The sequence below is a fragment of the Micromonospora wenchangensis genome (assembly GCF_002210435.1).
In the GTDB taxonomy this organism is placed as follows: Bacteria; Actinomycetota; Actinomycetes; order Mycobacteriales; family Micromonosporaceae; genus Micromonospora; species Micromonospora wenchangensis.
The window spans coordinates 11,999-27,123 of sequence record NZ_MZMV01000029.1 but is presented as its reverse complement, the minus strand read 5'-3'; the positions used below and the strand labels follow the sequence as shown (position 1 = coordinate 27,123).

At 72.9% G+C, this 15,125-nt stretch carries 16 protein-coding genes; 13 read left to right on the top strand and 3 right to left on the bottom strand.

Annotated elements, in window-relative coordinates:
• Positions 1-73 precede the first annotated feature (73 nt).
• A complete protein-coding gene (locus B5D80_RS17980) occupies positions 74-1,036 on the bottom strand; it encodes a COX15/CtaA family protein (RefSeq protein ID WP_211291562.1) in 963 nt (320 codons plus the stop codon).
• Between the two features lie 178 nt (positions 1,037-1,214).
• On the opposite strand from B5D80_RS17980, the gene B5D80_RS17975 reads away from it, so the two are divergent.
• From B5D80_RS17975 to B5D80_RS17930, 10 genes are all read left to right on the top strand, one after another.
• Positions 1,215-1,955 carry a helix-turn-helix transcriptional regulator gene (locus B5D80_RS17975; protein ID WP_088645090.1) on the top strand — a complete coding sequence of 247 codons (741 nt, stop codon included), beginning with the start codon at positions 1,215-1,217 and terminating at the stop codon, positions 1,953-1,955.
• A complete protein-coding gene (gene sufB, locus B5D80_RS17970) occupies positions 1,952-3,382 on the top strand; it encodes a Fe-S cluster assembly protein SufB (RefSeq protein ID WP_088645044.1) in 1,431 nt (476 codons plus the stop codon). Before B5D80_RS17975 ends, sufB begins: the two co-directional genes overlap by 4 nt.
• 55 nt (positions 3,383-3,437) lie before the next feature.
• Positions 3,438-4,580 carry a Fe-S cluster assembly protein SufD gene (gene sufD, locus B5D80_RS17965; RefSeq protein WP_088645043.1) on the top strand — a complete coding sequence of 381 codons (1,143 nt, stop codon included), beginning with the start codon at positions 3,438-3,440 and terminating at the stop codon, positions 4,578-4,580.
• 1 nt (position 4,581) lies between these two features.
• Entirely contained in the window at positions 4,582-4,926 is a 345-nt protein-coding gene (locus B5D80_RS17960; RefSeq protein ID WP_088645042.1) for a non-heme iron oxygenase ferredoxin subunit, read from the top strand.
• Positions 4,926-5,699, top strand: coding sequence for a Fe-S cluster assembly ATPase SufC (gene sufC / locus B5D80_RS17955; protein WP_088645041.1), 774 nt, complete (start codon positions 4,926-4,928; stop codon positions 5,697-5,699). Before B5D80_RS17960 ends, sufC begins: the two co-directional genes overlap by 1 nt.
• A 25-nt stretch (positions 5,700-5,724) precedes the next feature.
• The gene (locus B5D80_RS17950) at positions 5,725-7,029 is read left to right on the top strand and encodes a cysteine desulfurase (RefSeq protein ID WP_088645040.1); all 1,305 of its coding nucleotides are present in this window, start codon (positions 5,725-5,727) and stop codon (positions 7,027-7,029) included.
• Complete coding sequence (gene sufU, locus B5D80_RS17945; RefSeq protein WP_088645039.1) at positions 7,029-7,505, top strand: Fe-S cluster assembly sulfur transfer protein SufU; 477 nt, start codon at positions 7,029-7,031, stop codon at positions 7,503-7,505. Before B5D80_RS17950 ends, sufU begins: the two co-directional genes overlap by 1 nt.
• Positions 7,502-8,017 (top strand): metal-sulfur cluster assembly factor, encoded by a 516-nt coding sequence (locus B5D80_RS17940; RefSeq protein WP_245854714.1) that lies wholly within the window; start codon positions 7,502-7,504, stop codon positions 8,015-8,017. The genes sufU and B5D80_RS17940 overlap by 4 nt, the downstream gene beginning before the upstream one ends.
• 344 nt (positions 8,018-8,361) lie before the next feature.
• Positions 8,362-9,174: a LysE family transporter gene (locus tag B5D80_RS17935; protein WP_088645038.1), complete on the top strand. Its 813-nt coding sequence runs from the start codon at positions 8,362-8,364 to the stop codon at positions 9,172-9,174.
• Positions 9,175-9,339: 165 nt separating this feature from the next.
• Positions 9,340-10,005, top strand: a complete 666-nt coding sequence (locus B5D80_RS17930; RefSeq protein ID WP_088645088.1) for an acVLRF1 family peptidyl-tRNA hydrolase — start codon at positions 9,340-9,342, stop codon at positions 10,003-10,005.
• 266 nt (positions 10,006-10,271) lie between these two features.
• Here the strand turns inward: B5D80_RS17930 and ypfJ are convergent, their stop codons facing one another.
• Positions 10,272-11,186 carry a KPN_02809 family neutral zinc metallopeptidase gene (gene ypfJ, locus B5D80_RS17925; protein ID WP_088645087.1) on the bottom strand — a complete coding sequence of 305 codons (915 nt, stop codon included), beginning with the start codon at positions 11,184-11,186 and terminating at the stop codon, positions 10,272-10,274.
• Positions 11,187-11,432: 246 nt separating this feature from the next.
• Here ypfJ and B5D80_RS17920 point away from each other — a divergent pair, with 246 nt between their 5' ends.
• Positions 11,433-13,037 carry an ABC-F family ATP-binding cassette domain-containing protein gene (locus B5D80_RS17920; RefSeq protein ID WP_088645037.1) on the top strand — a complete coding sequence of 535 codons (1,605 nt, stop codon included), beginning with the start codon at positions 11,433-11,435 and terminating at the stop codon, positions 13,035-13,037.
• A 148-nt stretch (positions 13,038-13,185) separates the two neighbouring features.
• Here B5D80_RS17920 and B5D80_RS17915 read toward each other — a convergent pair whose 3' ends face one another.
• Entirely contained in the window at positions 13,186-13,788 is a 603-nt protein-coding gene (locus B5D80_RS17915) for a cadmium resistance transporter (RefSeq protein ID WP_245854712.1), read from the bottom strand.
• Positions 13,789-13,990: 202 nt separating this feature from the next.
• Between B5D80_RS17915 and B5D80_RS17910 the strand changes: the two genes are divergently transcribed.
• Both B5D80_RS17910 and B5D80_RS17905 read left to right on the top strand, forming a co-directional pair.
• The gene (locus B5D80_RS17910) at positions 13,991-14,218 is read left to right on the top strand and encodes a helix-turn-helix domain-containing protein (RefSeq protein WP_007072022.1); all 228 of its coding nucleotides are present in this window, start codon (positions 13,991-13,993) and stop codon (positions 14,216-14,218) included.
• Between the two features lie 43 nt (positions 14,219-14,261).
• Positions 14,262-15,029 carry an enoyl-CoA hydratase/isomerase family protein gene (locus tag B5D80_RS17905; RefSeq protein WP_088645035.1) on the top strand — a complete coding sequence of 256 codons (768 nt, stop codon included), beginning with the start codon at positions 14,262-14,264 and terminating at the stop codon, positions 15,027-15,029.
• The last annotated feature ends 96 nt before the right edge of the window (positions 15,030-15,125 follow it).

Below are 15,125 nucleotides of genomic sequence, written 5' to 3'. Positions count from 1 at the left end.
GCCGGGCCCCGCCCGGCCGGTCGCGCCGCCCCGGGGGCCGGTGCGTGACCGATCCCGGTCGGCCCGGTGACGCTCAGACGGTGGCCGGCACCCGCTGCTCGGCCGGCGGCGACGCCGGGTCGCCGGCGACCGGCCGGCGCTGCCGGGTCGACCAGAGCACCGCCAGGGTGGCCAGCAGCACCAGGCAGGAACCGAGCATGTGCGCGGCGACCAGCACGCCCGGCAGGTGGGTGAAGTACTGCACGAAACCGATCAGGCCCTGCCCCAGCTCCACCGCCACCAGCACGAGCGCGGCGCGGGCCGGGCCGGTCGCGCCGACCGCCCGAAACGCCAGGACCAGCGCGACGGAGAGGCCGATCAGCAGGAACACCCCGTCGGCGTGCACCTGGGAGATCGTCTGCGGGTCCAGCCCGTTGCGGGCGGCGCCGTGGTCGCCGGCGTGCGGGCCGCTGCCGGTCACCCAGGTCCCGACCACCAGCACGGCGACGCTGACGACGGTGGTGAGCCGGGCGAGGGTACGCAGCGGCCCGGGAACCACCGGCACCGCCGGCCCGTCCGGGTCGACGATCCGCCGCCAGAGGGCGTACGCGGCGGCGATGACCGCCATCGAGGCGAGGAAGTGCAGCCCGACCACCCACGGGTTGAGGTTGGTCAGCACGGTGATCCCGCCGATCACGGCCTGCGCGGGGATGCCGAGGAACACCGCCACGGCCAGCCCGGTCAGCCCGGGGCGGCGGGGCCGGTGGGCCAGCACGGCCAGCAGGGTGGCCAGCGCGATCGCCCCGACGGCGAAGGTGAGCAGCCGGTTGCCGAACTCGATCACCCCGTGCACGCCCATCTCGGCGGTGGTGGTGTACGACGCGTCGGTGCACCGGGGCCAGGTCGGGCAGCCGAGCCCCGACGCGGTGAGCCGGACGGCCCCGCCGGTCACCACGATGGCCACGTTGGCGACGATCGAGGCGTACGCGAGGCGGCGCAGCAGGGTGGTCGAGACCGGGAACCGGACGGATCGCTTCACGGAGCGAATCCTACGCACCGTAGTTGATCCCGATCGGGTGACTCCGCCGGCCCGGTGGGCCGGATCACCGGGGTCGGGTTTGCGGGCCCCCGGCGAATTACGTAACGTTGGCGTTGTGAAAAACGCGGCGGCGCTCTCCGGGCACCCGCCGGCGGCCGCCCCGGCCGTCGGCGTCGGCGCGCGGTCCCGTCGTGCCGTGCGGCGCGGGCCCGACGCACCGCACCGCAGCGCGCCGGCCCCCACGCCGGCCGCCGCCGACCTGTCCACCCGTGACCGGGTGACCCGGCTCCTGCTGGAGCAGGGGGCGGCCACCGCCGGCCAGCTCGGCTCGGCGCTCGGTCTCAGCCCGGCCGCGATCCGCCGGCACCTCGACGCGATGCTCGCCGACGGCGACGTGGTCGCCCGGGAGCAGACCGTGCGGGGCAGCCGGGGGCGGGGCCGACCGGCGAAGGTCTTCCTGCTCACCGACGCGGCCCGGGGGCGCTGCGGCACCCACCACTACGACAACATGGCCACCGCCGCGCTGCGCTGGATCGCCCGCAACGGCGGCCCGGACGCGGTCGAGGCGTTCGCCGCCGACCAGGTCGCCGCGCTGGAGGCCCGCTGCCGGGCCGCCATGGAGGACGCCGGCGACGATCCGCTGGCCCGGTCCGAGGCACTCGCCGGTGCGCTCACCGCCGAGGGCTACGCTGCCAACGCGTCCACGATCGCCTCGGGCGGGCAGCTCTGCCAGCACCACTGCCCGGTGGCGCACGTGGCCGCCGAGTTCCCCCAGCTGTGCGAGGCCGAGACGGCGGTCATCTCCCGTCTGGTCGGCACCCACGTGCAGCGTCTGGCCACCATCGCGCACGGGGACGGGGTGTGCACCACGCACATCCCGACCCAGCCGCGCGCCCAGTCCGGTAACACCGTCACCACTGTGAGGACAGATAGATGACCGAGCAGATCGTCCAGCCCCTGACCCAGGAAGAGCAGCTCGCCGCCCTCGGTCGCTACGAGTACGGCTGGGCCGACCCCGACGTCGCCGGGGCGGCCGCCCAGCGCGGTCTCAACGAGGCGGTGGTGCGGGACATCTCGGCGAAGAAGAACGAGCCGGCCTGGATGCTCGACCTGCGGCTCAAGGGTCTGCGGCTGTTCGGCCGCAAGCCGATGCCGTCCTGGGGCGCCGACCTCACCGGGATCGACTTCGACAACATCAAGTACTTCGTGCGCTCCACCGAGAAGCAGGCCACCAGCTGGGAGGACCTGCCGGAGGACATCAAGAACACCTACGACCGGCTGGGCATCCCGGAGGCCGAGAAACAGCGGCTGGTCGCCGGGGTCGCGGCCCAGTACGAGTCCGAGGTGGTCTACCACAAGATCCGCGAGGACCTGGAGGAGCAGGGTGTCGTCTTCCTGGACACCGACACCGCCCTCAAGGAGCACGAGGACATCTTCAAGGAGTACTTCGGCACGGTGATCCCGGTGGGCGACAACAAGTTCGCCGCGCTGAACACCTCCGTGTGGTCCGGTGGCTCGTTCATCTACGTGCCGAAGGGCGTGCACGTGGAGATCCCGCTGCAGGCGTACTTCCGGATCAACACCGAGAACATGGGCCAGTTCGAGCGGACGCTGATCATCGTCGACGAGGGCGCGTACGTGCACTACGTCGAGGGCTGCACCGCGCCGCTCTACTCCTCGGACTCGCTGCACAGCGCGGTCGTCGAGATCATCGTCAAGAAGAACGCGCGCTGCCGCTACACGACCATCCAGAACTGGTCGAACAACGTCTACAACCTGGTCACCAAGCGGGCCGTCTGCCACGAGGGCGCCACCATGGAGTGGGTCGACGGCAACATCGGCTCCAAGGTGACCATGAAGTACCCGGCGGTCTACATGACCGGCGAGCACGCCAAGGGCGAGGTGCTCTCGGTGGCGATGGCCGGTGAGGGCCAGCACCAGGACGCCGGGGCCAAGATGGTGCACGCCGCGCCGCACACCAGCAGCACCATCGTGTCGAAGTCGATCGCCCGGGGCGGCGGCCGTACCTCGTACCGGGGGCTGGTGCAGGTGCTGGAGGGCTCGCACCACAGCCGCAGCACGGTCAAGTGCGACGCGCTGCTGGTCGACACCGTCTCCCGCTCGGACACCTACCCGTACGTCGACATCCGCGAGGACGACGTGTCGATGGGGCACGAGGCGACCGTCTCCAAGATCAGCGACGACCAGCTCTTCTACCTGATGAGCCGAGGGCTGAGCGAGGACGAGGCGATGGCGATGATCGTGCGCGGCTTCATCGAGCCGATCGCCAAGGAACTCCCGATGGAGTACGCCCTGGAGCTCAACCGCCTGATCGAACTCCAGATGGAGGGCGCGGTCGGCTGACGCCGTCCCGCCGCCCCACGACACCGTCGTCCCGGACAGACAGACCAAGGAAGAGATGACTATCCAGGCTTCCGCGCCGCCCAGCACCAAGTCGCAGGCGCTCCGCTCGTACGACGTCGCCGACTTCCCGGCCCTGACCGGCCTGGAGGAGGAGTGGCGCTTCACCCCGCTCAAGCGGCTCCGCGGGCTGACCGACGGGGCGCAGGCCGCCACCGGCACGGTCCGCCACGAGTACGCCGACCTGCCGGCCGGCGTCACCGTCGGGCGGATCGGCCGGGACGACCCCCGGGTGGGCAGCGTGCTCACCCCGGTCGACCGGATCAGCGCGCTGGCCTACGGCGGCGCCGGTGAGGCGCTGCTGGTCGAGGTCGCGGCCGACGCCGTGGTCGACGCGCCGGTGAGCCTGCGGGTGGTCGGGGACGACGCCGCCGGGCTGGCCTTCGGGCACACCTTCGTCGACGTGGGCCGGTTCGCCGAGGTGGTGCTGGTGCTGGAGCACGTCGGTGCGGCGACGCTGGCCGACAACGTCGAGGTGGCGGTGGCCGACGGGGCGAAGCTGACCCTGGTCACGGTCGCCGACTGGGCCGCCGACGCGGTGCAGGCCCAGCACCTGAAGGTCCGCCTCGGGCGCGACGCCAAGGTCTCCCACGTCCAGGTCAGCCTGGGCGGTGACCTGGTCCGCCAGTACACCACTGTCGAGTACACCGGCCGGGGCGGCGAGGCCGAGCTGTACGGCGTCTACTTCGCCGACGGCGGCCAGCACCTGGAGCACCGCCAGCTCGTCGACCACAACGTGCCGGACTGCCGTTCCTACGTCGGCTACCGGGGCGCGTTGCAGGGCGACGAGGCGCACACCGTCTGGGTGGGCGACGTGCTGATCCGGGCCGAGGCGACCGGCACCGACACGTACGAGATCAACCGGAACCTGCTGCTCTCCGACGGCGCGCGGGCGGACTCCGTACCCAATCTGGAGATCGAGACCGGCGAGATCGCCGGTGCCGGTCACGCCAGCGCGACCGGCCGGTTCGACGACGAGCAGCTGTTCTACCTGATGGCCCGGGGCATCCCGGCGGACGAGGCGCGTCGCCTGGTGGTCCGGGGCTTCTTCGCCGAGGTGATCAACAAGATCCCGGTCGAGTCGCTGCGCGAGCGGCTCGGGGACGCGATCGAGGCCCGGCTCTCGAAGGCCGGAGCCTGACATGATCCGGATCTGCGCGACGGAGGACGTGCCGAAGGGCACCGTGATCAGCGCCGACGTGGACGGCCTCCCGATCGCCGTGGTGCACGGCACCGACGGCGGGTTCTACGCGGTGCACGACGAGTGCTCGCACGCCTCGGTGGCCCTCTCCGAGGGTGAGGTCGAGGGCTGCACGCTGGAGTGCTGGCTGCACGGTTCCCGGTTCGACCTGCGCACGGGTGAGCCCAGCGGGCTGCCCGCCACCGAACCCGTTCCCGTCTACGCCGTCGAGGTCCGCGACGGCGACATCTACCTTCCCGTGGGCGCCGACGGCCGCCCGACGCCGAGCAATGGAGTGACCCGATAATGAGCACCCTGGAGATCCGCGACCTGAAGGTGTCGGTCAAGCTGCCCGAGGGTGAGCTCAAGCCGATCCTGTCCGGTGTCGACCTGACCGTGCGGTCGGGGGAGACCCACGCGATCATGGGCCCGAACGGTTCCGGCAAGTCGACCCTGGCGTACTCGATCGCCGGCCACCCCAAGTACGAGATCACCGGCGGTTCGGTGACCCTCGACGGGGTCGACGTGCTGGAGATGACCGTCGACGAGCGGGCCCGCGCCGGCCTCTTCCTGGCCATGCAGTACCCGGTCGAGGTGCCCGGCGTCTCGGTGGCGAACTTCCTGCGGACCGCCAAGACCGCCATCGACGGCGCGGCCCCGAAGCTGCGCACCTGGGGTGGCGAGCTGCGCGGCGCGATGGAGAAGCTCCAGATGGACCCGGCGTTCGCCCAGCGCAACGTCAACGAGGGCTTCTCCGGTGGTGAGAAGAAGCGGCACGAGATCGTGCAGCTCGAACTGCTCAAGCCCAAGATCGCCATCCTCGACGAGACCGACTCCGGGCTCGACGTGGACGCGCTGCGGGTGGTCAGCGAGGGGGTCAACCGGGTCCGGGACACCGGCGACACCGGCCTGCTGCTGATCACCCACTACACCCGCATCCTGCGCTACATCAAGCCCGACTTCGTGCACGTCTTCGTGGCCGGCCGGATCGTCGAGCAGGGCGGCCCGGAGCTGGCCGACAAGCTCGAGGACGAGGGCTACGAGCGGTACGTCGCCGGAGCCGGCGCGGCGCGGGCCTGAACACACACGGACGGGGACCGCTGAGATGACCACCATCGCCATCCCGGACGGGATGCCGCAGTACGACGACGTGCCGCGCTTCGACGTGGCCGCGGTGCGGGCCGACTTCCCGATCCTCGACCGGGAGGTCAACGGGCACCGGCTGGTCTACCTCGACAGCGCCAACACCTCGCACAAGCCGCGGCAGGTGCTCGACGTGCTCGCCGGGCACTACGCGATGCACAACGCCAACGTGTCGCGCTCGGTGCACACCCTGGGCACCGAGGCGACCGAGGCGTACGAGGGCGCGCGGGCGAAGATCGCCGCGTTCGTCAACGCGCCGAGCGTCGACGAGGTGGTGTTCACCAAGAACTCCACCGAGGCGATCAACGTGGTGGCGTACGCCTTCTCCAACGCCTCGCTGCGCGCCGACGCCGACGAGCGGTTCCGGCTCGGCCCCGGCGACGAGATCGTGATCTCCGAGATGGAGCACCACTCGAACATCGTCCCGTGGCAGTTGCTGGCCGAGCGGACCGGCGCGACGCTGCGCTGGTTCCCGGTCACCGACACCGGCCGGCTGGACGAGTCGGGGCTGGCGGACCTGGTCACCGAGCGGACGAAGATCGTCGCGCTGGTGCACACCTCCAACATCCTCGGCACGGTCAACGCCACCGCCCGGATCACCGAGCGGGTCCGCCAGGTGGGCGCGCTGCTGCTGCTCGACTGCTCGCAGTCGGTGCCGCACCAGCCGATCGACGTGGTCGACCTGGACGCCGACTTCATCGTGTTCACCGGGCACAAGATGTGCGGGCCGACCGGCATCGGCGTGCTGTGGGGGCGGGGCGAGCTGCTCGCCGCGATGCCCCCGGTGATGGGTGGCGGCTCGATGATCGAGACGGTGTCGATGGCCCGGTCCACGTTCGCCGCGCCGCCGGCCCGGTTCGAGGCGGGCACCCCGCCGATCGCCGAGGCCGTCGCGCTCGGCGCGGCGGTCGACTACCTCACCGGCGTCGGGATGCGGGCGATCCAGTGGCACGAGAAGGAGCTGACCGCGTACGCGCTGGACGCGCTCGCGACCGTGCCGGGCCTGCGGATCTTCGGCCCGACGGTGCCGGTGGGCCGGGGCGGCACCATCTCGTTCGCGCTCGGCGACGTGCACCCGCACGACGTCGGGCAGGTCCTCGACTCCCTCGGCGTGCAGGTGCGGGTGGGCCACCACTGCGCCAAGCCGGTCTGCACCCGGTTCGGGGTGCCGGCGATGACCCGGGCGTCGTTCTACCTGTACACCACCACGGAGGAGATCGACGCCCTGGTCGCCGGTCTCGAACAGGTGCGGAGGATCTTCGACTGATGCAGCTGGACCAGCTCTACCAGGAGATCATCCTGGACCACTACAAGCGCCCGCAGGGGCGTGGCCTGCGCGACGCCGACCGCCCCGACGCCGAGGTGGGCGAGGCGCACCACGTCAACCCGACCTGCGGCGACGAGGTCACCGTACGGGTGGCCGCCGTCGGCGACATCGTGGTGGACATCTCGTACGACGGGGCCGGCTGTTCGATCAGCCAGGCGTCGGCGAGCGTGCTGTACGACCGGCTCTCCGGCCGGTGCGCGGGGGAGATCGCCGCCGTGCACGCGGGGTTCGTGGCGTTGATGTCCGGCCGTGGGCAGGTCACGCCGGACGAGGAACTACTCGGTGACGGGGTGGCGTTCGCGGGTGTCGCCCGCTACCCGGCCCGGGTCAAGTGCGCGCTGCTGCCGTGGATGGCGTTCAAGGACGCCGCGGCACGCGCGGGGGTGGGCGTGAGCCCGACGGAGGTGGAGGCATGAGCGAGAACACCGCTACCGCGGCGACGCCGGAGACCGGCGACGCCAGCACGACGACCGACGCGGTGACGCCGCCGGCCACCAACGGTGCCGCCGGCCCGGCGGACGCCGCCGCGACCCCGGCCGCCGAGGGAGGCACCGGGTCCCCGGCCGCCGACGGCCCGGCGGAGGCCGCCGCGTCGACCGGGGGCCGGGCGGCCCTCGCCGACATCGAGGAGGCGATGAAGGACGTCGTCGACCCCGAACTCGGCATCAACGTGGTCGACCTCGGCCTGGTGTACGGCGTGCACGTCGACGACCAGAACGTCGCCACCCTGGACATGACGCTGACCTCGGCGGCCTGCCCGCTCACCGACGTGATCGAGGACCAGGCCCGGCAGGCGTTGACCACCGGCCCCGGCGGGGGACTGGTCGACGACATCCGGATCAACTGGGTCTGGCTGCCGCCGTGGGGGCCGGACAAGATCACCGACGAGGGGCGGGACCAGCTCCGCTCCCTCGGCTTCAACGTCTGACCTCCGGTCCGACCTCACGGGCGCGGCACCCCCACCGGGTGCCGCGCCCGCTGTCGTCCACCCGCCCTGCCCCGCCGGCCCTGCCCGGCCCGGGTCCGGGCGGGGTGATCGACTCAACGGGGCCGATGTAGGGGTGTCCGGGCTCGCCGATACCGCTGGTTCGCCCCCGTTGAGTCGATCACTCCCGTGGACGTCGGACAATCCGGTGGCGGGGCGTCGCTCCCGCGCCCGATGATGGGCCCCGTGATCGAGACGTACCCGGTGCAGGGCCCTGTCCGCGCGAGCACCACCGCGCGCCGACAGCAGGCCCGTCCGGGGCGCGGCTCGGCCCGCCACCGGTCGTCGTGACCGCCGCCTTCCTGGCCGGGCTGGTGGCCGGCTACGGGGTCGCCGTCCCGGTCGGCGCGATCGCGGTGCTCATCCTCGGGCTCAGCGCCCGCACCTCGTTGCGGGTCGGCGCGGCCGCCGCGCTCGGCGTCGCCACCGCCGACGGGCTCTACGCCGCCGTGGCGGTGCTCGGCGGCGCGGCGGTGGCCGCCGTGGTCGCCCCGGTCGCCGGGCCGCTGCGGGTGGTGGCGGCGGTGGTGTTGCTGGCGCTCGCCGTCCACGGCGGCTGGCGGACCTGGCGCTCCTGCCCGCCGTCGGACGGGCCGGGCTCGGGCGGTCCGGGCTCGGGTGGTCCGGGCTCGGGTGGTCCGGGCTCGGGTGGGCTGGAGCCCGGTCGCCCGGAGCCGGGTGGGCCCGGGTCGGGCGCCCCGGAGGTCGGGCAGCCGGATCGGGGCGGTCCCGGGCCGGGGTCGGGTAGATCGGAGTCGGGTCGTCCGAGGCCGGGCGGGTCGGAACCGGGTCGGGGGATGGACACGCCGGGTCGCGCGTTCGCCGGGGTGTTGGCCCTGACCCTGCTCAACCCCGCCACGGTGGTCTACTTCGCGGCGCTGGTCCTGGGCCGGGCCGACGTGGCGCGGGCGGCCCCGGCCGCCGCCGCGCTGTTCGTCCTCGGGGCCTTCGTCGCGTCGGCGAGCTGGCAGATGCTCATCGCCGGGAGCGGCACCCTGGTCGGCCGGGTACTGGCCGGCCCGCGTGGTCGACTGGTGACCGGCCTGCTGTCCAGCCTGATCATCGCCGCCCTCGCCGTCGCCATGCTGGTCGTGCGGTGAGCGGCCCCACGTCGGCCGCGTCGTCCCCGCCGGCCCGCCCCGCCGGCCCGCCCCGGTGGCGTCCGTCCGGCGGCTGCCCGGTCCCCGACCTGGCTGGTCGCCGCCCGGCCGTCGTGCGGTGGGCCGTCCGCCGGGCCTCCGCCCGCCGTGCCGTACGGTCGGGTGATGAGCAGCCGACCCGCGGCCGGTGGCGGCCGGTGGATCGAGGTCGATCCGACCCGCGTCGCCCGCTGGGTGGAGGGGTTCGCCGACCGGCACGGCCCACCCGCCGTCTCCCCGCAGGGGTACGGCCTGCTGCTCACCGCCGCCGACGGGGCGACCGCGGAGCTGCACCTCCCGCCGGGTGGCGGCACCGGGGCGGCGGCCCGGCCGGTCGACGACGTGCCGGGGTTCGTCGAGGTCGCCGTCGCGCCCCGCCGGCTCGGGCTGCTGCTCGCCCGTAAGGGCGCGGTGGCGGTCGGGGTGGCGCTCGGCACCGAACTGCTGGTCTCCAAGGTGGACACCCGGTACGTGCAGGGCCGTACCGCCGCCGGGGGCTGGTCCCAGCAGCGGTTCGCCAGGCGGCGGGACAACCAGGCCAAGGCGGCCCTGGGCGACGCGGCGGAACTGGCCGTACGACTGCTGCTGCCGGAATCGGCGACGCTGGCGGCGCTGGTCTGCGGCGGCGACCGGCGGGCCGTCGACACGGTCCTGGCCGACCGGCGGCTGGCCCCGCTCGCCGGGCTGCGGGCCGAACGGCTGCTCGACGTGCCCGAGCCCCGGCACGCGGTGCTGGTCGGCGCGATCGCCGCCGCCCGCGCGGTGCACGTCCTGGTCCGCGACCCGGCCTGACACCGGCCCCGGCCCACACCCCGGACACCGCAGGCACGACGGCCGCCGCCGGGGACGGTCCCGGCCAGTACAACGGTCGCAGCTGGGGACGCCACCGGCCGGGACGACGACCACAGCCGGCACGACACCGGGCCGCAACGGCGACGGCCCCGAACGGCGGTGCCGCCGGGAACGACGACGGCCCCGAGCGGAGTGTCGCCCGGGAACGACGACGGCGGCCGGGGGCGTGCGCCCGCCGACCGCCGTGACCTGCCGACCGGTACCGGTCAGAGGCTGCCGCCGAAGGTGTCGCAGGACTTCGGGTCGCCGGTGGTGTAGCCCTTGGTGAACCACTGCTTGCGCTGCTCGGAGGAGCCGTGGGTGAACTCGTCCGGGTTGACCGGGCGGTTGGCCCGCTTGGAGATGGCGTCGTCGCCGATCTTCTCGGCGGTGTCGATCGCCTGCGCGATGTCCTGCTCGGTGATGCTCTTGAAGATCTTCTGGCCCTGCTCGTCGGCGGTGCCGGTGGCGTTCTTGGCCCACGCGCCGGCGTAGCAGTCGGCCTGCAGTTCCAGCTTGACCGAGAGCGCGTTGGCGCTGCCCGGGTCCCGCTGCTGCTGGCGGCGCATCTGCGCCTCGGTGCCGAGCAGATCCTGCACGTGGTGGCCGTACTCGTGGGCCAGCACGTACGGCTGGGCGAACTCACCCTCGGCGCCGAGCTGGTCGGCGAGGGTCTGGTAGAAGGTCAGGTCGATGTAGACCAGGTCGTCGGCGGGGCAGTAGAACGGCCCGACGCCGGAGTCGGCCTGGCCGCAGCCGGTGCTGACGCCCTGGCTGAAGAAGACCGTCTTGGACGGCTGGTACTGCTGGCCGAACCGTTCGGGCAGGGCGGTGCGCCAGTACGCCTGGATCGAGTTGACGTAGAGGGTGTTGCGGCAGTCCAGTTGCTTGAGCGCGTCGTCGGCGGAGCACTTCTGCTCCAGGGCGGTGTTGTCGCCCGCCTCGGACCCGCCGCCGGTCATGGCGTTGAGCCCGAAACCGCCGCCCACCAGGGCCACCAGCACGGCGATGATCAGCCCGACGATGCCGCCGCGCCCGCCACCGCCCGGGATCGGGATCGGGATGCCCCCGCCACCCCCGCCGGACCCCCGCCGGTCGTCCACCTGGCCGGTGTCGATCCGCGCGTTCTCGTTCAGCTCCATGTTGACCCCGATCACCGATTCGTCACGTCTGAGGGTTGCGGTACCGGACCGGGTCCGGACGGCGTTTTCGGTACCCGATGATCTTGTACGGTAATCCGGGCGGTGTGCGTCGGGCCGCCCGGTACACTTGTCGGGTGCTGCGCTGCGAAGGCTGAACCGCCCCGCGCCGACGGGAACCACTGACCCGCCGGCGCTTTCGCGTGCCCTGAGTCAGCCCTTCCAGACCCCCGAGAGCGAGTACCGGAAATGATCAGTGTCACCGGCCTGGAGCTGCGCGCCGGATCCCGGATCCTCCTGTCCGACACCACCCTGCGGGTGCAGCCCGGTGACCGGATCGGGCTGGTCGGTCGTAACGGCGCCGGCAAGACCACGACCCTCAAGGTACTGGCCGGCGAGGGGCAGCCGTACGCCGGGCAGATCGACAGGCGCAGCGCCATCGGGTACCTGCCGCAGGACCCGCGTACCGGCGACCTGGAGGTCACCGGCCGGGACCGGGTGCTCTCCGCCCGGGGGCTGGACGTGCTGATGGCCCAGATGGCGGAGATCGAGCAGCAGCTCGCCGACGGCGCCGACGACAAGCTGGTCCGCCGCTACGGCGCGCTGGAGGACCAGTTCGCCTCGCTGGGCGGGTACGCCGCCGAGGCCGAGGCCGCCCGGATCTGCGCGAACCTGGGGCTGCCCGACCGGGCGCTCGCCCAGACCATCGGCACCCTCTCCGGCGGTCAGCGTCGCCGCATCGAACTGGCCCGCATCCTGTTCCGCGACGCGGGGGAGAACGGCGGCGGCATCCTGCTGCTCGACGAGCCCACCAACCACCTCGACGCCGACTCGATCACCTGGCTGCGTAGTTTCCTCGCCAACCACAAGGGCGGGCTGATCGTGATCTCCCACGACGGTTCGCTGCTGGAGTCGGTGGTGAACAAGGTCTGGTTCCTCGACGCCACCCGCTCCGTGGTCGACGTCTACAACCTGGGCTGGAAGGCGTACCTGGCGGCGCGGGAGACCGACGAGCGTCGTCGCCGCCGGGAGCGGGCCAACGCCGAGAAGAAGGCCGGCGCACTGATGGCGCAGGCCGACAAGATGCGGGCCAAGGCCACCAAGACCGTGGCCGCGCAGAACATGGCCCGCCGGGCCGAGAAGCTGATCTCCGGCCTGGAGGAGGTACGGGTCTCCGACAAGGTGGCGAAGGTCCGGTTCCCCAACCCCGCGCCGTGCGGCAAGACCCCACTGACCGCGACCGGCCTGTCCAAGTCGTACGGGTCGCTGGAGATCTTCACCGACGTGAACGTCGCGGTGGACCGTGGCTCCCGGGTGGCGATCCTCGGGCTCAACGGCGCCGGCAAGACCACGCTGCTGCGGATGCTCGGCGGCCTGCTCCCGCCGGACACCGGCGAGGTGCACGCCGGGCACGGCCTGCGGCTGGGCTACTACGCCCAGGAGCACGAGACGCTGGACGTGGAACGCACGGTGCTGGAGAACATGCGGGCGGCGGCGATCGAGCAGTCCGACACCGACCTCCGCAAGATCCTCGGTGCCTTCCTGTTCTCCGGCGAGGACGTGAACAAGCCCGCCGGGGTGCTCTCCGGTGGCGAGAAGACCCGGCTCGCCCTGTCGACCCTGGTCTGCTCCGGCGCGAACGTGCTGCTGCTCGACGAGCCGACGAACAACCTCGACCCGGTCAGCCGGGAGCAGGTGCTCGACGCCATCGCCCGCTACCCGGGCGCGATCGTCCTGGTCACCCACGACCCGGGCGCGGTGCTCGCGCTCAAGCCCGACCGGGCGATCCTGCTCCCCGACGGCGACGAGGACGCCTGGAGCGACGACCTCCTCGAACTGGTCGAACTGGCCTGATCCGGCCCCGACCCCGCCCGGGACGACCGGCGGGCCCGGCGGTCCGTGCCCCGGCGGCCTGCGGCCCGGCGGCCAGTGGTCGGTCGGTCGCCAGGCCGGCGGGCAGCGGCCCGTGCCCGGTGCCCAGGGTCCACGGCCGGCCGGTGGGTCAGCGGGCGAGGTCGGCCAGCCGGCCGAGGACGCCCGAGCCGACCAGGATCACCAGGCCGATGGCGACGAAGACGACCGGGACCAGCCAGTGCCCGGCCCGGCCGACCAGGCGGACCACCCGGGGGTGCCCGCCGAGCAGCGCGGCGGCACCGCACCAGACGGCGACCAGGAGCGCGAAGACCAGCAGGTAGACCAGGCCGGTGGCCGGGTCGAGGGAGCGGAACACCGGGACGTAGACCGCGATGTTGTCGGCGCCGTTGGCGACCGTCACCCCGGCGACCCCGAGCAGGCCGCCGACCACGGCCGGCGGGGTGTCGTCGTCGGTGCGGGCCAGCAGCGCCCGCACGCCGAGTGCGACCGGCAGTAGCCCGAGCAGGCCGGTCCACGGGTCGGGCACCACCAGCAGGCCGGCGGCGACCACCAGGGCGGCCGTGACGAGGGCGGCGATGCCCAGGTATTGACCGGCGACAATCTGCCATGGGCGGGGTCGTCCCGTGCTGCGGGCGGCCACGAAGAGTACGGTCAGCACCACGATGTCGTCGAGATTGGTGGCGGCGAAGACGGCCGTCGCACCACTCGCGTCACCCAGTAGGTCGGTCACGACCGGCAGGCTACGGGCCGCCGACCAGGACCGTCACGGCGCGGTACCAGCCGCTGACCGGGCGGAGGGTCACTCTATCGGGTTGACGACACTGCATAGCGTGTCGGTTGGCGAAGAGTTGATATCTGGCGCATGATCGTTCGAGACGGTCTAATAGGTGGGACCGTATCGAACCGCACAGTCTGGGACGTGAGGAATCAGCATGGCAGCCACTGGCACAGCCACCAGCACTGAGAAGGGTCGCCGGATCGTCGGAGCCGAGCGTCAGACGCTCGCCAAGGACCTGGTAAAGCGGTACACCGGCGGGGAGAGCATCCGCGCGCTCGCCGCCTCGACCGGGCGATCCTACGGGTTCATCCACCGCGTGCTCACCGAGTCCGGTGTGCAGCTGCGACAGCGCGGCGGCGCCCGGCGTCGCAAGAAGGCGTGACCCGCCCACCAGCGTCGTCCGTCAGCACGCCCCGGGCGGTCCGGTGACCGCCGAGACGACCGGGGTGCTACTGCACTGCGACGGGCCGGTCGCGACGGTCACGTTGTGCCGGCCCGACGTGCTCAACGCCCAGACTCCGGCGATGTGGCGCGCGATGAGCGACTTCTCCCGGGACCTGCCCGGCGACGTGCGCGTCGTGGTGGTGCGCGGCGAGGGGCGGTCGTTCTCCGCCGGCCTCGACCTGTCGGTGGCCGGTGCCCAGGGGCCGGGTTCCTTCGCCGAGCTGTCCACCCTGCCCGAGCAGGAGTGCGCCGACCGGATCGCCGGTTACCAGCAGGGCTTCACCTGGCTGCACCGCCCCGACGTGATCTCGGTGGCGGCCGTGCAGGGTCATGCCATCGGGGCGGGCTTCCAGCTCGCGCTCGCCTGCGACCTGCGGGTCCTCGCCGAGGACGCCACCCTGTCGATGGCCGAGGTCACCCTCGGTCTGGTCCCCGACCTGGCCGGCACCAAGCGGCTGGTCGAGCTGGTCGGCTACGCCCGCGCCCTGGAGTTGTGCGCCACCGGCCGGCGGATGGACGCCGTCGAGGCCGACCGGATCGGCCTGGCCAACCTGGTGGTGCCGAACGCCGAGCTGGACGCGGCGGTCGGTGACCTCACCGCCGGCCTGCTCGCCGGCAACCGGGACGCGGTGGTGGAGATCAAGGCGCTGCTGGCCGGTGCCGCCGGCCGCTCCCACGCCGAGCAGCAGCGGGCCGAGCGTGAGGCGCAGACCCGCCGGCTACGTGACCTGGCCGGCCGGGGCGAGTAGCCGGCCGGCGATCAGTAAGGACTGCCCGGGAAGAGCCGGGTTACCGCCGAGGTTGTCGTAGGCGTCGGGAGAATCGACCCCGACGGTGCGTGCCGC